General features: G+C 57.0%; 21 protein-coding genes, 2 tRNA genes and 1 other annotated feature. Of the genes, 6 read left to right on the top strand and 17 right to left on the bottom strand.

The features are described from left to right. The 4 genes from ACK5JN_RS17210 to ACK5JN_RS17225 all read right to left on the bottom strand — a co-directional run. On the bottom strand, positions 1 to 126 hold a 126-nt coding region (locus ACK5JN_RS17210; protein ID WP_416871304.1), incomplete at its 3' end, for an Arm DNA-binding domain-containing protein. Positions 127 to 290: 164 nt separating this feature from the next. Continuing rightward, a tRNA-Asn gene (locus ACK5JN_RS17215) sits at positions 291 to 366 on the bottom strand. Between the two features lie 140 nt (positions 367 to 506). Then, complete coding sequence (locus tag ACK5JN_RS17220) at positions 507 to 1,940, bottom strand: EmmdR/YeeO family multidrug/toxin efflux MATE transporter (protein WP_416871281.1); 1,434 nt, start codon at positions 1,938 to 1,940, stop codon at positions 507 to 509. 8 nt (positions 1,941 to 1,948) lie between these two features. After that, on the bottom strand, positions 1,949 to 2,128 hold the full coding sequence (locus ACK5JN_RS17225) for a DUF5951 family protein (protein WP_416871282.1): 180 nt from the start codon (positions 2,126 to 2,128) through the stop codon (positions 1,949 to 1,951). A 6-nt stretch (positions 2,129 to 2,134) separates the two neighbouring features. Between ACK5JN_RS17225 and ACK5JN_RS17230 the strand changes: the two genes are divergently transcribed. Then, positions 2,135 to 2,210 (top strand) — tRNA-Asn (locus tag ACK5JN_RS17230). 57 nt (positions 2,211 to 2,267) lie between these two features. Here ACK5JN_RS17230 and ACK5JN_RS17235 read toward each other — a convergent pair. The 3 genes from ACK5JN_RS17235 to ACK5JN_RS17245 all read right to left on the bottom strand — a co-directional run bounded on the left by ACK5JN_RS17235 (position 2,268) and on the right by ACK5JN_RS17245 (position 3,720). Then, entirely contained in the window at positions 2,268 to 2,600 is a 333-nt protein-coding gene (locus ACK5JN_RS17235; protein ID WP_416871283.1) for a type II toxin-antitoxin system PemK/MazF family toxin, read from the bottom strand. Next, positions 2,601 to 2,858, bottom strand: coding sequence for an AbrB/MazE/SpoVT family DNA-binding domain-containing protein (locus tag ACK5JN_RS17240; protein ID WP_416871284.1), 258 nt, complete (start codon positions 2,856 to 2,858; stop codon positions 2,601 to 2,603). It abuts the gene before it with no gap. 343 nt (positions 2,859 to 3,201) lie between these two features. Further along, on the bottom strand, positions 3,202 to 3,720 hold the full coding sequence (locus tag ACK5JN_RS17245) for a hypothetical protein (RefSeq protein ID WP_416871285.1): 519 nt from the start codon (positions 3,718 to 3,720) through the stop codon (positions 3,202 to 3,204). A 124-nt stretch (positions 3,721 to 3,844) separates the two neighbouring features. On the opposite strand from ACK5JN_RS17245, the gene ACK5JN_RS17250 reads away from it, so the two are divergent. Continuing rightward, on the top strand, positions 3,845 to 4,735 hold the full coding sequence (locus ACK5JN_RS17250) for a LysR substrate-binding domain-containing protein (RefSeq protein WP_416871286.1): 891 nt from the start codon (positions 3,845 to 3,847) through the stop codon (positions 4,733 to 4,735). A gap of 5 nt (positions 4,736 to 4,740) precedes the next feature. Here ACK5JN_RS17250 and cobT read toward each other — a convergent pair whose 3' ends face one another. From cobT to dacD, 6 genes are all read right to left on the bottom strand, one after another. After that, positions 4,741 to 5,793, bottom strand: coding sequence for a nicotinate-nucleotide--dimethylbenzimidazole phosphoribosyltransferase (gene cobT / locus ACK5JN_RS17255; RefSeq protein WP_416871287.1), 1,053 nt, complete (start codon positions 5,791 to 5,793; stop codon positions 4,741 to 4,743). A 30-nt stretch (positions 5,794 to 5,823) separates the two neighbouring features. Next, complete coding sequence (gene cobS, locus ACK5JN_RS17260; RefSeq protein WP_416871288.1) at positions 5,824 to 6,564, bottom strand: adenosylcobinamide-GDP ribazoletransferase; 741 nt, start codon at positions 6,562 to 6,564, stop codon at positions 5,824 to 5,826. Continuing rightward, the gene (gene cobU / locus ACK5JN_RS17265; protein WP_416871305.1) at positions 6,561 to 7,106 is read right to left on the bottom strand and encodes a bifunctional adenosylcobinamide kinase/adenosylcobinamide-phosphate guanylyltransferase; all 546 of its coding nucleotides are present in this window, start codon (positions 7,104 to 7,106) and stop codon (positions 6,561 to 6,563) included. Before cobU ends, cobS begins: the two co-directional genes overlap by 4 nt. A gap of 198 nt (positions 7,107 to 7,304) precedes the next feature. Next, positions 7,305 to 7,625 (bottom strand): DUF496 family protein, encoded by a 321-nt coding sequence (locus tag ACK5JN_RS17270; RefSeq protein WP_035894853.1) that lies wholly within the window; start codon positions 7,623 to 7,625, stop codon positions 7,305 to 7,307. Positions 7,626 to 7,826: 201 nt separating this feature from the next. Further along, positions 7,827 to 8,885 (bottom strand): FUSC family protein, encoded by a 1,059-nt coding sequence (locus tag ACK5JN_RS17275; RefSeq protein ID WP_416871289.1) that lies wholly within the window; start codon positions 8,883 to 8,885, stop codon positions 7,827 to 7,829. 116 nt (positions 8,886 to 9,001) lie between these two features. After that, positions 9,002 to 10,168 carry a serine-type D-Ala-D-Ala carboxypeptidase DacD gene (gene dacD, locus ACK5JN_RS17280; protein ID WP_416871290.1) on the bottom strand — a complete coding sequence of 389 codons (1,167 nt, stop codon included), beginning with the start codon at positions 10,166 to 10,168 and terminating at the stop codon, positions 9,002 to 9,004. Between dacD and ACK5JN_RS17285 the strand changes: the two genes are divergently transcribed. Further along, a complete protein-coding gene (locus ACK5JN_RS17285; protein ID WP_416871306.1) occupies positions 10,068 to 10,292 on the top strand; it encodes a hypothetical protein in 225 nt (74 codons plus the stop codon). The genes dacD and ACK5JN_RS17285 overlap by 101 nt on opposite strands. A 90-nt stretch (positions 10,293 to 10,382) precedes the next feature. Beyond that, on the top strand, positions 10,383 to 11,807 hold the full coding sequence (gene sbcB, locus ACK5JN_RS17290; RefSeq protein ID WP_416871291.1) for an exodeoxyribonuclease I: 1,425 nt from the start codon (positions 10,383 to 10,385) through the stop codon (positions 11,805 to 11,807). A 53-nt stretch (positions 11,808 to 11,860) separates the two neighbouring features. Here sbcB and tsuB read toward each other — a convergent pair whose 3' ends face one another. From tsuB to ACK5JN_RS17310, 4 genes are all read right to left on the bottom strand, one after another. Beyond that, positions 11,861 to 12,085, bottom strand: coding sequence for a thiosulfate utilization sulfurtransferase TsuB/YeeD (tsuB, locus tag ACK5JN_RS17295; RefSeq protein ID WP_001575873.1), 225 nt, complete (start codon positions 12,083 to 12,085; stop codon positions 11,861 to 11,863). Between the two features lie 10 nt (positions 12,086 to 12,095). After that, a complete protein-coding gene (tsuA, locus tag ACK5JN_RS17300) occupies positions 12,096 to 13,151 on the bottom strand; it encodes a thiosulfate utilization transporter TsuA/YeeE (protein ID WP_416871292.1) in 1,056 nt (351 codons plus the stop codon). Positions 13,152 to 13,336: 185 nt separating this feature from the next. Next, entirely contained in the window at positions 13,337 to 14,695 is a 1,359-nt protein-coding gene (locus tag ACK5JN_RS17305) for an APC family permease (protein ID WP_416871293.1), read from the bottom strand. Between the two features lie 346 nt (positions 14,696 to 15,041). Further along, the gene (locus ACK5JN_RS17310; protein ID WP_416871294.1) at positions 15,042 to 15,863 is read right to left on the bottom strand and encodes an SDR family oxidoreductase; all 822 of its coding nucleotides are present in this window, start codon (positions 15,861 to 15,863) and stop codon (positions 15,042 to 15,044) included. Positions 15,864 to 16,041: 178 nt separating this feature from the next. On the opposite strand from ACK5JN_RS17310, the gene hisL reads away from it, so the two are divergent. Together hisL and hisG are read left to right on the top strand one after the other, a co-directional pair. Beyond that, positions 16,042 to 16,092 carry a his operon leader peptide gene (hisL, locus tag ACK5JN_RS17315; protein WP_071594744.1) on the top strand — a complete coding sequence of 17 codons (51 nt, stop codon included), beginning with the start codon at positions 16,042 to 16,044 and terminating at the stop codon, positions 16,090 to 16,092. Further along, positions 16,068 to 16,189 (top strand) — a sequence feature (His leader region). It overlaps the preceding gene by 25 nt. A 34-nt stretch (positions 16,190 to 16,223) precedes the next feature. After that, positions 16,224 to 17,123 carry an ATP phosphoribosyltransferase gene (gene hisG, locus ACK5JN_RS17320; protein ID WP_416871295.1) on the top strand — a complete coding sequence of 300 codons (900 nt, stop codon included), beginning with the start codon at positions 16,224 to 16,226 and terminating at the stop codon, positions 17,121 to 17,123. The last annotated feature ends 3 nt before the right edge of the window (positions 17,124 to 17,126 follow it).

Genomic DNA, 17,126 nt, shown 5'->3' on the forward strand with positions numbered 1-17,126 from the left:
GTACTTCATGTACCAGAGTTTTGAGCCGTTGGGTTTGATCAGCAGGTACAGTCCGGTACTGTCGCCAAGTTTGAAGGGTTTGTCTGTGGGTCTGAGCTTGCGGATAGCGGTATCAGTGAGTGACATAGCGGGGGCTCCATTCGTTCAACGAACCGTGAGGCCCCCGATTAAGCCCCCAAAAACCACAGATGTCAAGAAACCCGGTAATCCTTACCTGGATAACCGGGTCAATCTAACTGCTTGTTTTTATAGCGCATTAAGACTCACTGAGATGTCTTAATACTAAAATATGGCTCCTCTGACTGGACTCGAACCAGTGACATACGGATTAACAGTCCGCCGTTCTACCGACTGAACTACAGAGGAATCGTGTGAACGAGGCGCATATTATCGGGGTGCCCCGTGGTTGTCAAAGCCTGATTTGCAGAAAATAATTCGTTTGCTGATTTAATCTGCAATCAGGCTGAAAACTGACGTTTATTGCCGATTTTAGCGCCAACCCGCTATTATTTGGCGTCTTCTTTTTTCGCCGGCGCGTATTTCCACGCCCAGCGGCCGGTAATCAGACGGCGGTAGAACAGCGTGGCGCGGGCCGCCCAGTCGAGGAACATCCCCATCCACACGCCGACCACGCCCCAACCGAGCAGGATCCCCAGCACGTACCCGACCACCACGCGGCAGCCCCACATGCTCAGCATGGACACCCACATCGCGAAGCGAACGTCGCGCGCGCCTTTAAAGCCCGCGGGCAGCACCCAGGAAGCGGCCCAGATAGGCATAAAGGCGGCGTTCATCCACAGCAGGATTTTCACTACCTCTTTGACATCCTCTTCATGGGTATAGAACGAGGCAAACAGCCCGGCGAAGGGAGCCGTCCCCCACGCAATCACGGTCAACACGATGGTCGACATCCAGAAGACGTGACGCAGCTGGCGTTCCGCCTGCGCGAGCTGGCCGGTGCCGAGGCGTTTACCGGTAATAATGGTCGACGCCGAGCCCAGGGCGTTACCCGGCAGGTTAATCAGCGCCGCCACCGAGAAGGCGATAAAGTTACCGGCGATCACGTCGGTGCCCATTCCGGCAACAAACATCTGAGTCAGCAACTTACCGCCGTTAAACAGCACCGACTCGATGCTGGCGGGGATCCCAATCCCCATCACTTCCCAGATAATGGCGAAATTCAGCGGTTTAAAGTAGCTTTTCAGCGGGATACGCAGCGCCGGATTGAAGCCCACCATCAGCACAATGATGATCATCACCGCGCCGATGTAGCGCGAAATGGTCAGCCCTAGCCCTGCCCCGGCAAAGCCGAGGCCGTCCCAGCCGAACGCGCCGTAAATCAGCACGCTACTGATAATAATGTTGAGGATGTTCATCCCGCCGTTAATCATCAGCGGAATTTTGGTGTTCCCGGCACCGCGCAGCGCGCCGCTGCCAATCAAGGCAATAGCGGCCGCGGGGTAGCTCAGAACGGTCAGTTCGAGGTAGGTCAGCGCCAGCGCCTTCACTTCCGGCGTGGCTTCTCCGGCGACGATGTTAATAATCTCCGCGCCAAAATAGTGAATCACCGCCGCCAGGACGGCGGCGAAGAGGGTCATGATCACCAGCGACTGTCGTGCGGCGGCGCGCGCTTTACGCCGGTCTCGCCTGCCGAGGCTAAAGGCCACCACCACCGTAGTACCGAGATCAATGGCGGCAAAGAACGCCATAATGACCATGTTAAAGCTATCGGCCAGGCCCACGCCCGCCATCGCCTCTTTTCCCAACCAGCTGACGAGGAAGGTACTCAGCACGCCCATCAACAGAACGCAGGTATTTTCCAGAAAAATGGGTACAGCAAGGGGGGTGATTTCACGCCAGAAGAGAACTCGATAACTTTTGCGTTTTTTATACCAGGGCGTGCGCGAGACGGCCTGGCGAAGGGCGGCGGTGACGTTCAAAGTGGACCTTAGATCTGAAAGTTGAAACTACATTTCAAATGATGAGGGAGAATCGCCGATCCTGCAAAACATTTTTCCTTAATTTTTGTCCGGAATGGCGACAAATTGTTGATGGAATAGGCAACTGCGCGACAAAGCGCTAATTGGGGTTTGACAAAAGTTTTTTCGCCGCTAAGATACGACTCCACAACGATTCCTCTGTAGTTCAGTCGGTAGAACGGCGGACTGTTAATCCGTATGTCACTGGTTCGAGTCCAGTCAGAGGAGCCACATTTAAAAAGCCTGCTTAGGAAACTAAGCAGGCTTTTTGCTGTTATGGCTGTGATATCAGCTCAGAATGGCTTCCAGCCTGGCCAGTACTTCATTAACGACCTTCTCAGGTACACGTTCAAGGCGTTTGCCATCCCGAGCTTTCATATCGATGGTTCTGGGCTGATCGCATCGAATAACGCCCGTCGTTTTAGTGCCCGCATCATCCAGTGAAACGGTAAAACCAGCAGCTCGAGCAAAGTTTCCGCCGCGGGTGACAGGCACCACAATGGGTAATCGGGTGACTTTGTTGAATAATGCAGGTGAAACGATCAGCACCGGGCGCTTTCCACTTTGCTCGTGGCCGGCAATCGGATCCCGTGAAACGAGCCAGATTTCCCCTCGGTCCATTTACAGGAGCTCCTTGCCCACCGCAGGCGCATCAATCCATTCCCGATCCTCGTCGCTTATTTCGGCGTGCGGATCGCACTGCGCCAGCAGCTCCTCGAGCGAATAACGGGGCCGTTTCTGGGGCTCAATAATCAGGCAGCCATTATCAATAGTCATCCCCACTTCGCTGTCCGTCGACAGTTCCAGCGTTTTCAGCACGGCGGGAGGAACCGCCAACATGATGGAGCCGCCGACCTTTTTCAGACGAGTTGTATACATAGCGCACCTCCGGATATTATATTTTAATATAACATCCACGACTGGTAATGCGCAATTATTCATCAGATTCACTGTGTTTTCCCTGGCGTAAAAAAGCGTTAATCCATTGCAGGGCAGATCCCGCAGTTTTCAAAAGCGGCATTGCCGGTAAAACGGCTCCCCTGCTGATGCATGAGGCGCTACGTTCAGGTCATGCCACATTTCGTACAGCCGGGAGCCAGGTTCGCTGTAAGAAGGCCGATAATAAAAAACTGTTTTTGCAGTTGAAAGGATTCTTGCGGATCGGATAAATAAATTGCGGCGCTGCTTCCATAAGCGGGCTACGCCGGATGACGTTTTGCTTTTAACGTCCTTCCTGTTCGGCAATCCGTACCAGCAGCGCCCCCAGCAGCGCGAGATCGATAGGCAGCGCAAACGCAAAGACATACCCCATTAGCCCCGGTGCCGCATGGGTCTGAATCCACCAGGCCGCCGCCACTGCGGCGATAACGCTGAGGGTGCTGCCCATCCGCATCTGGACGGCGCAGCGCCCATGGGCCAGCCCCAGTCCGAGCCCGGCGATAAGCATGCCGGGCAGCAGCGCAATCCCCACGTGGCCGTTAAGAAGGGTCAACAGCACCAGCAGCCAGCCCGCTGCGGCCAGCATAAAACCGTAGCGGGCGAATGCCCGCTGGCTCGCCAGCAACGCGCCAAGGGCCGCGCTCGCCGCCAGTGCGGCCAGCAGCAGTAGGCTGACGCCCACGCCGACGCTGGTGGTCATTTTCAGCACTAATCCCCCTGCTGCGGCCGCCGTGGCGAGCGCAATCGCGCGCACCGCCCCCTCTTCGCTCTGCGCCGCGCCGTTATTCATCACTATGCTCATCTTCAACTCCCGACATCATCATGAGATTAATTCACTTCATGTTTCACATGTCGGTTAGCCTACGCCCTGTATAATGGACAAAACAAACGCATAGTTTTCAGCTATAGATGAGAAAATCTCAGCCATGAAAAAAGTACGCCTCCCACCGCTTGGCGCGCTGCGCGCGTTTCATGCCGTGGCCGAAAGCCAGAGCTTTAAACGTGCGGCCGACGCGCTGGGCGTCAGCGCCACCGCGGTGAGCCACCAGATCAAACTGCTGGAATCGGTGCTGGGCTGTCGGGTCTGCGAGCGCAGCGCTCAGGGTGTCAGCCTGACCGAAAGCGGCAGCGTGCTGTACGCCGGCACCCAGCGCGCGTTTGCCGCGCTGGAAGAAGCCACTACCCAGGTGCTACGCGCCCAGCAGCCACCCGCGCTGACGGTCACCACCACCTCCAACTTTCTGACGCATTGGCTGGTGCCGCGGCTGGCAGACTTTAAGGAGGAATTTCCGGCAATCGATCTGCGTCTACACACCAGCGTTGAGCGGGTCGACCTCAGCCAGCGCAGCGTCGATGTGGCTATCCGCTATCGCGAGACGCCGGAAACGGCGCTGCACTGCACGTTGCTGCATGCCGATCGCTTTATTGTCGTGGCCAGCCCTTCACTGGAAATACGCCAGCCGGAGGATTTGCAGGCGGTGACGCTGTTCCACGTTGAGAATCGTCGCGTTCCCGCCGATGAACCCAGCTGGGAGAACTGGAAAATGCGCTATGGGCCTGTGGAGCTGAACATTCAGGCGGGGTTAACCTTCAGCGATGAAACGCATGCGCTACAGGCGGCGGTGGCCGGTCAGGGCATGGTGATTGCCAGCGAACTGCTGGCGCGGGATCTGCTGCAGCGTGGCGTGCTGACCGCGCCGTTCAACGTGACGTTGCCCGGCGCGAACTATTATCTGGTGGCGACCGAAGAAGCCGCGCAGCGCCAGGATATTGTGGCGCTGCGGGAATGGCTGCTTCGGCAGATGGGCGCGAACTAAAGGCGTTAGACCGGCAGAACGATATTGCTGCCCGCCAGCGTGCCCATGCGGTTGTACATGGTGCAGGCCGACTCCACGATATGCATCGCGATAGCCGCGCCGCTGCCTTCGCCGAGGCGCATCTCCATGTGCAGATACGGCTCAAGCTCCAGATGCGCCAGCGCGATACGCGCGCCTTTCTCGGCGGAGAAGTGGGAAGGGATCAGATACGGCTTCACGCCCGGCGCGATACGGCAAGCGGCCAGCGCTGACGCATACGACAGGAAACCGTCCAGCACTACCGGCAGACCGCAGGAGGCGGCTCCGAGCATCACGCCAGTCATTCCCAGCAGGTCATAGCCGCCCACTTTCGTCAGCACGTCGAGACCGTCCGCGGCGTTCGGCTGATTCACCGCGATAGCGCGGCGGACTACCTCAACCTTATGCGCAAGCTGCGCCTGCGGCAGATTGGCCCCAATCCCCACCACCGCTTCCGCTTCGCTGTCGGTCAGCACGCTGACCATCGCCGCCGCCGGGGTGGTGTTGGCCATTCCCAGCTCGCCGACGCCAAACAGCGTTACGCCCTGCTCCGCCAGTTGACGGGTATAGTTGATGGTCGCCATCAGTACCGTCTGCGCCTGTTCGGCGCTCATGGCCGGCCCCTGCGCGATATTGCCGCTGCTGCGCGCCACCTTCATGTCGATAAGGCCAGGGATCGGCTCGGCATCGATGCCGACGTCGATCACGTGCACCTCGGCACCGGCCTGCGCGGCCATCACGCACACGCCAGTGTTGTGGCGCGTCATATTTGCCGCCTGAATCGCCGTGACCACCTGCGGTGACACCGCCACGCCTTCATGCCAGACGCCGTGGTCGGCGCACATCACGAGGATGGCTTTCTTCGCCACCTGTGGCGTACCGTGCAGCCCCGGCATCCCGGCCAGCTGCACCGCCAGAGATTCCAGCCGCCCCAGGCTCCCCGTCGGTTTCAGCAGGCCATCAATATGCTGCTGCGCGTGCGCCATGGCGGCGCGGTCAATGGCGGGAATGCCCGCTAACAGTGAAGCCAGTGTTTGCATTTTTTATTATTTACCCCGTTAAGCGCTGGCTTACAGTAGCGCCAGCAAGAAAATCACTTCGCCCAGCTCAATCGCCGCGCCCAGCGTGTCGCCGGTCTGCCCGCCCAGCGTACGCTTCAGCAGCAGGCTTAAAATAAAGACGCCGATAAACGCCACCAGCAGCGCGCGCAGGCCGTGCATACCCAGCATGGCGGCCACCAGCGCCGCGCCGATCGCCAGCGTCACCCAGGTCTGGCGGAAGCTGATTTTGCCGATAAACAGGTTGCCCAGCCCCTCTTCCCGCGCGTAGCGGTGGCGGTACATCATCAGCACCGAACCCGCGCGCCCGGCAATGCAGGCCCCGGCAATCGCGGCCAGCATCGGCGTGTCGCGTAGCGCCAGTTCACTGATGGCCAGCACTTTCGCCAGCAGAACGAAAATCAGCGCCAGGCCGCCGTGGGTGCCCAGGCGACTGTCGCGCATAATTTCCAGCATTTTTTCACGGCGGCGGGCGGAGAAGATGCCGTCGCAGGTATCCGCCAGCCCGTCGAGATGAAAACCGCCGGTCAGCAGCGCCAGCGCCAACACCGCAAAAAGCGCCGCCAGCGGAATACCGCACCAGCCATCGACCACCATAAAGACCGCGCCGCTAAGCGCCCCGAGCAGCAAGCCGATGACCGGGAAGGTGATAACCCCGCTGACGTAGCGATCGAGATCCAGCCCCTGCGACCAGCGCTGCGGCACCGGCAGTCGGCTCATAAACGAGAGGGTGGCGAAAAACAGTCGGCTCATTTTATTTTGACTCCAATCCCGGATACCACCAGCCAGACGTCGTCCGCCGCCTGCGCCAGCTTTTGGTTTACGCGCCCGGCAATATCGCGAAAATGCCGGGCCAGACGATTCTCGGGCACGATGCCCATCCCCACTTCATTGGTCACCAGCACCACCGGCGACGGGCAGGCTCGACAGGCGGCAATCAGCGCGTCGATCTCGGCGTTCACCTCGTTCTCCAGCGCGGCGAAATCCCAACGCTCAATCTCCTGCGCGTTGCCCGAGGCAAAGAGGATGTTGGTGATAAGCGTGGTGATGCATTCCAGTAAGATGGCTTCGTTGGGATCGTTGTGCGGGGTAATAATGTCGGCAAGATGTTGCCAGCGCTCTTCGGTGCGCCAGTGTGCGGGGCGGCTGTCCCGATGATGCTGAATGCGCTCGGCCATCTCGGCGTCGAAAATCCGCGAGGTGGCGATATAGCAAACCTGAGGATACTGGCTGAGTAACGATTCAGCGTGGCGGCTCTTGCCGCTGCGCGCGCCGCCGGTCACCAGCATCATGATTGCGCTTCCTGATGTTGCTGCATTGTTAGCGAGATCCTTTGATATCAATACGTTCCCACATAACTGTGGCTAATATATCAAACACAGAGCTTTATACTCCGCATTACTCGCGATGTCACTGAGGTTTGTGATGGTAGGATGAGGAAGAAGGGAGTGCGATGGCCGGGTGACGGCAAGGCCGCCACCCGAGAATGACGGTTACTCGCCTTTCTGTTCGCCCATGACTTTCAGTTTCTTAGAAATGTCACGACGTTCTTTGGACAGCTCGGCATTTTTGATGATGTAGTCATCAACGCGATCTTCGTAGTCGCCCTTCATGCTGGCAATGATGCCCTGAATAGCTTCAACGCTCATGCCCGGTTTGATGTAGTCGCTGAGGTTGTCCAGCAGCAGGACACGCTTCTGGTTGTCACGGATCTTTTTCTCTACGTCCTGGATTTCGCGCTGCAGTTTGTTCTTACGACGGAACAAACGTACAAATTCCAGTACGTCCTGAAACGAAGGTTTCGTGGTTTCCATTTTTATACCCCTGATAGTTGAGAGTCGGATTCGTTAAAACAACGGCTACACGATAAGGTACACATTACTTATATACCCTTCAACCAGTATGATTTCGCGCGTCGCCGTTGTGGCAAACAATCATTTTTACTTTGGGTTCATCATAACCCTAAATCCAGCTGAATCGAAACAACCAGACGCAAAACCCTGCGCATCTGCCTTTTATTTACGCAATGCGCGGCACATCAGGCTGGAGAGCAGCTCCAGCTGACGCGCCAGCTCCAGGCTCAGCCAGACGTAGCCATGAATCGGCGTTTCCGACAGATTATCGCCTTTATAATCGCTCACCAGCTGGCGCAGTTCGACGACAATGTCGTTGAGCTTCTCGCTATTGGCCTTGATGGGCCGCGGATTCCCCTCGTACAGCGCGTGGGCGATGGAGAGCAACGTTTGCTGAGTCATGGTCTGGGTTTCGCGCAACGTGTGGGCGTTGAGCATCAGCAGGTGGCTCGGGCGGGTGGCCCAGTGGGCGTTGATTTGCAGCTCCAGCATACATACCAGATTGCGGCTGACGGTCTGAATGGCCTCAAAGATGCCTTTGTGGATATGCGTCTCTTTGCTGGCCGGAGTGATCAGGCCGCGCATTTTCACCACGTCGTTAAGCACCGTTTGCAGATGCTTTTCCAGCCTTGGGCGCTCGACCAGGTTCGGTGACAGGCCCGCCTGGTAGATACGGTTAAACTGGGTGACGAACGTCGCCATCTGGATGCGCCAGTGGATAAACGCCCGCTGCGGCCAGATGCCGGTAAACAGCATCGCCAGCAGGCAGCCGAAAATCACGTCGCCGCTTCGCCACAGCGCGGTGGTCATATCCCCCGGCGGCGCCCCGACGACCACCCCCAGCGTAATGCCAATCAGCAGCGCCTGATACGGCTTCTTGCCCAGCGCCAGCCAGCCGCACAGGAACATCGCCGCCGCGCACCAGATAAGCATCAGCGGCAGCGAAATAAGCTCCAGCTTAAGAGCGACCAGGCCCAGCACGGAGCCAAGAACCGTGCCGCCAATCCGCTGAAAGGCACGCGGCACTACATTGCCCCAAAACGAAATCGGCCCCATCACCACCACGAGGGTGATAAGCGGCCAGGAGCCCTCGGGAATGCCGAGCAGGCGGACAATCAGAAACGTCAGGACGAAGGCCAGAGCAATGCGCGCGCCGTGTACGGTACGATAGTGACGATATAGCCGAATTTCAAACGGGCTGAGTGACTTATCCGGACGCACACCCACTCTCCACAAAAACGAAAGCGCAAATTGTACCTGCTCCGCCGGGCAACGACCACAGGGAGCGAAAAAACGCCCCTGAAACGGGGCGTTATTCGACGAGATTTAGATGTAAATCAGGCTTTGTGGTGCAGATAGTCGCTTAATCGCGAGAACAACCAGCCTTTGCCGACGCTTTCCAGCGTCACCAGCGGCCACTGCGCCACCACTTTATCGCGGTCGAGCAGCTGGATTTCCCCTACCCGCTGATGAGCGGCAATGGGCGCTTCCAGCTCTTTATTATCCAGCACGTATTTGGCTTTAATGTTGGGCAATTCCGCTTTCGGCAGCGCTAACCAGAAATCCTGATCGGTTCCGAGAGCGATTTTCTCTTTATCACCGTACCAGATACGCTCGGTGCCAACTTTTTTGCCGTTTTTCAGCACCTGCACGGTATCGAAGTTTTGCTGGCCCCAGCGCAGCAGCGTGCGCGCCTGCTCTTCACGCCCTTTCGGGCTATCGGCCCCCATCACCACGGCAATCAGGCGGCGCTGGCCGTCGACCGATGAGGCAATCAGGTTAAAGCCCGCGCCGGAAGTGTGGCCGGTTTTCAGGCCGTCGATGTGCATGGTTTTTTCCCACAGCAGGCCGTTACGGTTCTGCTGGGTGATGCCGTTCCACGTCAGGCTTTTCTCGCTGTACATGTGGTAGAACTCTGGCTCGCCGTGAATGATCGCCCGCGACAGTACCGCCAGATCGTAGGCCGAGCTGTGCTGGCCCGGCGCGTCAAGGCCGTGAACGGTTTCAAAGTGGGTATCACGCAGATTCAGCTTCTGCACGTAGTCATTCATCATTTTGACGAACTGCGGCTGGCCGCCGGCCACGTAGTCCGCCAGCGCCACGCAGGCGTCGTTGCCGGAATCGACAATCAGGCCGCGGCTCAGATCGCGCACCGAGACGCGGTCGCCCGCTTTGAGGAACATCAGCGATGAGCCATTAAACACCGGGTTACCCGCCGCCCAGGCATCGCGCCCGACGGTGACGATATCGTCTGGGGTAATGCGGTGGCTATCAATCGCCCGATCCACCACGTAGCCGGTCATCAGCTTGGTAAGGCTGGCCGGATTGCGCTGCTGATGTTCATTACCTGCGGTTAAAATCTGCCCGGTTGTGTAATCCATAAGTACCCAGGAGCCTGCTTTAATGGCGGGCGGGGTGACGGAAGGCATCGCGACATTGTCGGCAAACGCACACGAAACGCTCGAAGCGAGCAAAGAAACGGCAACAAGAAAACGGGCTTTCAACGGAACATCCTCAACGTTTACAAGTTCGCCGTCCTTTTTACGGAAGTTCGCGCCGCCTGGCTGGCTTAAATTGCAAGAAAATATGACATACCTCTGGTTATGGACAAAAAAAGAGGCTGCGTAGTCGCTTCCAGAATCGCCCTCTGCGCTTCTGATGCTCGGCTAAATCGTTTACCATGGACATTCAATGCCATACACGGACACAGTAAACGCTATGCAAGAGACCTCAAGCGCGCCGGGATTCCTGTTTCACGACTATGAAACCTTCGGAACCAGCCCTTCCCTCGACAGACCCGCGCAGTTCGCCGCCATTCGCACCGATAAAGACTTCAATATTATCGGCGAGCCAGAGGTCTTTTACTGTAAACCGGCGGACGACTACCTGCCGCAGCCGGAGGCGGTGCTGATTACCGGCATCACCCCGCAGGAAGCGCGCGCCAAAGGCGACAACGAAGCCGCGTTTGCCAAACGCATTCACGATCTTTTTACGGTGCCGGAAACCTGCGTGGTGGGGTACAACAACGTCCGCTTCGATGATGAAGTGACGCGCAATATTTTCTACCGTAACTTTTACGACCCGTACGCCTGGAGCTGGCAAAACCGCAATTCGCGCTGGGATCTGCTCGACGTGATGCGCGCCTGCTATGCCCTGCGTCCGGACGGCATCAACTGGCCGGAGAACGATGACGGCCTTCCCAGCTTCCGTCTGGAACATCTCACCAAAGCCAACGGCATTGAACACAGCAACGCCCACGATGCGATGGCCGACGTTTACGCCACCATCGCCATGGCGAAGCTGGTGAAGACCCAGCAGCCGAAGCTGTTTGATTATCTGTACGCCTACCGTGGCAAAAACAAGCTGATGACGCTGATTGACGTGCCGCAGATGAAGCCGCTGGTGCATGTTTCCGGGATGTTTGGCGCCTGGCGCGGTAACACCAGTTGGGTTGCGCCGCTGGCCTGGCATCCGGATAACCGCAACGCGGTGATCATGGTCGACCTGGCGGGCGACATCGCCCCGCTGCTCGAGCTGGATGCCGATGCGCTGCGCGAGCGTCTGTATACCGCGAAAGCCGACCTCGGCGACAGTTCGCCGGTGCCGATTAAGCTGGTACATCTGAATAAGTGCCCGGTGCTGGCGCAGGCCAATACCCTACGGCCGGAAGATGCCGACCGTCTGGGCATCAACCGCCAGCACTGTCTGGATAACCTGAAGCAGCTGCGCGATAACCCGCAGGTGCGCGAGAAGGTGGTGGCGATATTCGCCGAAGCCGAGCCGTTTGTGCCGTCGGATAACGTTGACGCCCAGCTCTATAACGGCTTCTTTAGCGACGCCGACCGCGCGGCGATGAAAATCGTGCTTGAGACCGAGCCGCGCAATCTGCCGGCGCTGGACATCACCTTCGCCGACAAGCGTATCGAGAAGCTGCTGTTTAACTATCGCGCGCGTAACTTCCCGGGCACGCTGGATGAAACCGAGCAGCAGCGCTGGCTGGATCAGCGTCGGCAGATTTTCAGCGAGGAATTTTTGCAGGCCTACGCCCAGCAGTTGGAGATGCTGTACGGGCAGTATGAAGGGAATAGCGAGAAGCAGGCGCTACTGAAGGCGCTGTATCAGTACGTGCAGGAGATAGTTTAAGTCAACGCAACAACGCCGGGAAATCCTCCCGGCGTCATTTTACCTGCGCAGCATTATTTCTGTACGGTAATCGTCCACGCGGCATCGCCAGACTGCTGATAGTCAGTGACCGTGAAGCCCTCTTCCGCCGCCCACTGCGGGATCGCTTCCGTCGCCTGGGTACAGTCGAACTCAATCACCAGCTGGTCGCCGCTGGCCAGTTCCGCCATCGCCGCCTTGGCTTCAATTAATGGGAACGGGCAAACCTGCGTCACTACGTCCAGTTTCTTCACAACCATTTTCTACTCCTTAAGCCGTTGCGGTTTTCAGTTTTGCTTTCCGCTGCGGGCGAACATACAACATCCACGACGCGCACCACACGCCGAGAATCATAAATACCAGGCCAATCCAGCCCTGCCAGGTCATCATCGCGGTCATCACCAGACCGTTACCAATCGAGCAGCCGCCGGCAATGCTGGCACCGAAGCCCATCAGTACGCCACCGCTGGCGCTGCGCAGCGTGGTGCTGGCATCGGCGGCGCGGACGCGGAATTCACGGCTGGCTTTGGCGGCAATAAACGAGCCGATAAAGATCCCCAGCACCAGGAACACGCCCCAGTTGAGGAATTTGCTGTCGCCACCGACGAGGAACTGCAGGATGTTGGCGGTCGGCGAGGTAATGCCAAGGCCAAACATACGCCCGGTCGCTTCGCTCAGCGGCCAGGCCAGCAGCGCGATAAGGCCAATCAGCACCGCGGTGACAAACGGATGCCAGCGCTTTTCAAACAGCAGATGCGCCAGGCCAGTGCGGCGCGGCGGCAGAGAGGCAACCTTCAGCTTCGGCTTGCGCAGCTCTTTGCGCACAAACCACAGCGTCACCACCACCAGCAGCGCGATAATCGGCCAGACGGAGATATTCAGGGTTTCGGCAATGCCGTTGTGCGCGGTGGTGTGTTGACCGAGAAACGTGTTCAGCCCCGCGGCGTGCGGCGAGCGCATCACCGCGCTCATCACCATATAGGTAACCAGCGCAATCCAGCTGCCAATCAGCCCTTCCCCGGCGCGATACCAGGTGCCGGTGGCGCAGCCGCCCGCATAAACGATACCGATACCAAAAACAAATCCGCCGACCACGGTGCCCAGCCACGGGAACGCGCCCGCGTCGTACTGCACCAGGCCAAGCTGGATCAGCGCGAACACGCCGATACTCTGGATACAGATAGCAATCAGCAGGGCGTAAAACATGCGGTTATTTTTGGTGATATACATATCGCGAAAGCCGCCCGTCAGGCAGAAACGACCGCGCTGCATAACAAATCCCAGTAAGGCTCCGCAAATCATGCCACTTATTATCATGTGCAACATAAGAATCATTTAACTCAATATTATCAGTCTTAAAATTATTCCTGACCCCGTCGCACGGCTCCAATAACCAAAAGCTCTATATTATTCCCAGTGGTTATTAATATTGATTTATTAATCACACCGACCCGAAAGCAAAAAAAAACCGGAGGACTAAGCCTCCGGTTTCTACGCGTGATAAAAAATAATTACGCGATATCTTCGTACTGCGGAACCGGGTTGCGGAAACGCTTGGTCACACAGGCCAGGTAAACCAGACCGATGGTGCCCCAAATCAGACCCAGAATCATTGAGCTCTGCTCAAGGTTGACCCAAAGTGCGCCAACGGTCAGCGCGCCACAGCTTGGCAGCACCAGATAGTTGATGTGGTCTTTCAGCGTCTTGTTACGTTTCTCACGGATCCAGAACTGCGAAATCACGGAGAGGTTAACGAAGGTGAATGCCACCAGCGCGCCGAAGTTAATCAGAGCGGTCGCCGTCACCAGGTCGAATTTAATCGCCAGCAGCGCAATCGCGCCAACCAGCAGCACGTTGAACGCCGGAGTACGCCACTTCGGATGAATATAGCCGAAGAAGCTGGTCGGGAACACGCCGTCGCGGCCCATGACGTACATCAGACGGGAAACGCCCGCGTGCGCCGCCATACCGGAAGCCAGAACGGTCACGCTGGAGAAGATCAGCACGCCCCACTGGAAGGTTTTACCTGCCACGTACAGCATGATTTCAGGCTGAGACGCGTCCGGATCTTTAAAGCGCGAGATGTCCGGGAAGTACAGCTGCAGGAAGTAAGATGCACAGATGAACACCATACCGCCAATCAGCGCGGTCAGGAAAATCGCACGCGGAATCACGCGCTCCGCGTCTTTGGTCTCTTCGGAGAGCGAAGAGATACCGTCGAAGCCGAGGAACGAGAAGCACAGAATCGTCGCGCCGGTGATCATCGGCACCACGTGTGCGCCTTCAGACCAGAATGGACGCGTGCTGGTCAGCGTACCGGAGCCTTCACCATGCATGATGCCATAGATGATCAGGCCGACGATAACCGCCACGATGCCCATCTGCAGCACCACGATCAGGGTGTTGAAGTTCGCCACGGCTTTGATGCTGCGCAGGTTTGAAACGGTCATAAACCCAACCAGAGCAACAACGAAAATCCACGACGGAATAGAAGGCATCAGCGCTTCAAAGTAAATTTTTGCCAGCAGAATGTTGATCATCGGCATGAACAGGTAGTCCAGCAGTGATGACCAGCCCACCATAAAGCCAACGACCGGGCTAATGGATTTCTGCGCATAGGTGTACGCAGAGCCAGCGGACGGGAAACGACGAACCAGTTTACCGTAGCTTAGCGCTGTAAAGAGAATGGCGATCAGCGCAAAGGCATACGCCGTTGCAACGTGACCGTCAGTGAGGCCTGATACGATACCGAACGTATCGAACAGCGTCATTGGCTGCATATAGGCAAGGCCCATCATGACAACCGGAATCAACGTAAGCGTTTTACGTAATTCCACGCGAGAGGTGTTTGGAGTAACGTTATTTGACACGGTCAGTCTCCATTACGGCGATGGCCGGCGCAAAAAAGAAAAATTGCCCCATTTTGTTTCTTTTTCCTCAGCGACAACAACTGTCGTTTTTTAAGTAAATATCTATCCGGTACGAAGCCCGGCCTCTTTTATTGGATGGTGGTGTTGATGTAAAAAAATAACCGACGTGGAGTTCACGTCGGTTAGCGTCATTTTTTTACATTCGACATATTTTGCACCAAACGGTAGCAAAAACACAAGCCGCTGTGAGCACTATCAAAACATCTTTTCGTCTAAATGGCTGATAATTAAGCGGCTGCTGAATCATAAATCTCATCTATAGCACTATTTGCTAAAACAGAGACCATTATTCCATCGGCATACGTAACGGGTCAGGATACTGGTACTCAAACCCGAGTTCGCGGCAGATAAGATTACCGTCGATGATTTTGCCCTTCCCATTACCGCTCTCGCTAAAGACGGGAACCGCCAGCCCCAGCTCACGCGCCATTTGCGGGTAGAAAATACCGCGCGCCGGATGCAGAGGCGCACAAATGTTATAAATGTGTCCCCCCTTCGGCGCCTGTAATAAAAGCGTAATAGCGGCAATCACATCTTCCAGATGCACAAGGTTGACCCCCTGCTGGCCATCCGGCGCCGATTTACCGGCAAAGAATCGCCCCGGATGCCGATCCGGCCCCACCAGCCCGGCCAGACGCAGAATATCCACCGAGGTCCCCGGTAGCTGATGCAGCCAGTCCTCAAGCTCTTTTAAAACGCGGCCGCTGGCGGTGACCGGTTCGCGCGGCGTCGTTTCTTTTACCAGCCCCTCTTCTTTACCGTAGACCGATGTAGAGCTGGTAAAGATGATGCGTGGAATATGGTGCGCCAGCGCGGAGTCGACAATCTCCTGCACCGCCTGATGGTAGAAATCTTCGCCCGGGCCGCTGCGACGTGCGGGTAAGGTGATGACCAACGCATCGACGCTCATCAAGGCATCCAGGTCATCCGCTTCACACACCAGCTGCGGGTCGAGCCGCAGCGGATAGCTATCGATCCCGCACATCCGCGCGGCTTCCACGCCATCCTCAGTCGTTTTACTGCCCGTTACCTGCCAGCCACGCGCCATCAACGACAGCGCCAGCGGCATACCCAGCCACCCTAAACCGACAATTGCCACCTTCTTCATTGCGCTATCTCCTGGTTGATACTGCACTCCTGTAATAAGGCTACGCCACAGCGGGAAAACTGACAATTTATAGTGGCAACATGAATTGATTTAATGAATGAAAAAAGCGCTTGCGTTCAACGACAAAAGTGGTTTAGGCTAAAAGACATCAAGTGAATAGTCATTCAACGAGAAATTTATGAGCCGCGTTCAATTTAAACACCACCATCATCACCATCATCCTGACTAGTCTTTCAGGCGATGTGTGCTGGGAGACATTCAGATCTTCCAGTGGTGCATGAACGCAAGAGAGCCCCCGGAAGATCATCTTCCGGGGGCTTTTTTTTGAACCAAATTCAGCAGGGTAATGAGGGATACAGAATGTTAGATAACAGCCGTTTACGCATAGCTATTCAGAAATCGGGCCGCCTGAGCGATGATTCACGCGAATTACTGGCCCGCTGTGGCATTAAAATTAATCTCCACACCCAGCGCCTGATCGCGATGGCGGAAAACATGCCGATCGATATCCTGCGCGTTCGCGATGACGATATCCCGGGGCTGATTATGGATGGCGTTGTCGATCTCGGCATTATCGGCGAAAACGTGCTGGAAGAAGAGCTGCTGAGCCGCCGCGCGCAGGGCGAAGACCCGCGCTACTTTACCCTGCGTCGTCTGGACTTCGGCGGCTGCCGCCTGTCGCTCGCCACTCCGGCGGATGAAGCCTGGAACGGCCCGGCGGCGCTCGACGGCAAGCGTATCGCCACTTCTTACCCGCACCTGCTCAAGCGTTACCTCGATCAGAAAGGCATCAGCTTTAAGTCCTGCCTGCTGAACGGCTCGGTTGAAGTGGCCCCGCGTGCCGGTCTGGCCGATGCCATTTGCGACCTGGTCTCTACCGGCGCGACGCTGGAAGCCAACGGCCTGCGTGAAGTGGAAGTGATGTTCCGCTCCAAAGCCTGCCTGATCCAGCGCGACGGCGAAATGACCGAGGCGAAACAGCAGCTGATTGACCGTCTGTTAACCCGTATCCAGGGCGTGATTCAGGCCCGTGAATCGAAATACATCATGATGCACGCGCCAACCGAGCGTCTGGAAGAAGTGATCGCCCTGCTGCCGGGCGCCGAGCGCCCAACTATTCTGCCGCTGGCCGGTGACCAGCAGCGCGTGGCGATGCACATGGTCAGCAGCGAAACCCTGTTCTGGGAAACCATGGAAAAACTGAAGTCACTGGGTGCCAGCTCGATTCTGGTACTGCCGATTGAGAAGATGATGGAGTAAGCG

This window comes from Kluyvera sp. (genome assembly GCF_047971185.1).
Taxonomy (GTDB): Bacteria; Pseudomonadota; Gammaproteobacteria; order Enterobacterales; family Enterobacteriaceae; genus Kluyvera.

Excerpts from the sequence above, each read along its gene's own strand:
- ACK5JN_RS17270 (WP_035894853.1), bottom strand. The coding sequence starts at position 7,625 with ATGGAAACCACGAAACCTTCGTTTCAGGACGTACTGGAATTTGTACGT.
- ACK5JN_RS17235 (WP_416871283.1), bottom strand. The coding sequence starts at position 2,600 with ATGGACCGAGGGGAAATCTGGCTCGTTTCACGGGATCCGATTGCCGGC.
- ACK5JN_RS17285 (WP_416871306.1), top strand. The coding sequence starts at position 10,068 with ATGGCGGGCGGGGTGACGGAAGGCATCGCGACATTGTCGGCAAACGCA.
- tsuA (WP_416871292.1), bottom strand. The coding sequence starts at position 13,151 with ATGTTGCACATGATAATAAGTGGCATGATTTGCGGAGCCTTACTGGGA.
- ACK5JN_RS17245 (WP_416871285.1), bottom strand. The coding sequence starts at position 3,720 with ATGAGCATAGTGATGAATAACGGCGCGGCGCAGAGCGAAGAGGGGGCG.
- hisG (WP_416871295.1), top strand. The coding sequence starts at position 16,224 with ATGTTAGATAACAGCCGTTTACGCATAGCTATTCAGAAATCGGGCCGC.
- ACK5JN_RS17250 (WP_416871286.1), top strand. The coding sequence starts at position 3,845 with ATGAAAAAAGTACGCCTCCCACCGCTTGGCGCGCTGCGCGCGTTTCAT.
- ACK5JN_RS17240 (WP_416871284.1), bottom strand. The coding sequence starts at position 2,858 with ATGTATACAACTCGTCTGAAAAAGGTCGGCGGCTCCATCATGTTGGCG.
- cobS (WP_416871288.1), bottom strand. The coding sequence starts at position 6,564 with ATGAGCCGACTGTTTTTCGCCACCCTCTCGTTTATGAGCCGACTGCCG.
- sbcB (WP_416871291.1), top strand. The coding sequence starts at position 10,383 with ATGCAAGAGACCTCAAGCGCGCCGGGATTCCTGTTTCACGACTATGAA.
- tsuB (WP_001575873.1), bottom strand. The coding sequence starts at position 12,085 with ATGGTTGTGAAGAAACTGGACGTAGTGACGCAGGTTTGCCCGTTCCCA.
- cobT (WP_416871287.1), bottom strand. The coding sequence starts at position 5,793 with ATGCAAACACTGGCTTCACTGTTAGCGGGCATTCCCGCCATTGACCGC.
- ACK5JN_RS17310 (WP_416871294.1), bottom strand. The coding sequence starts at position 15,863 with ATGAAGAAGGTGGCAATTGTCGGTTTAGGGTGGCTGGGTATGCCGCTG.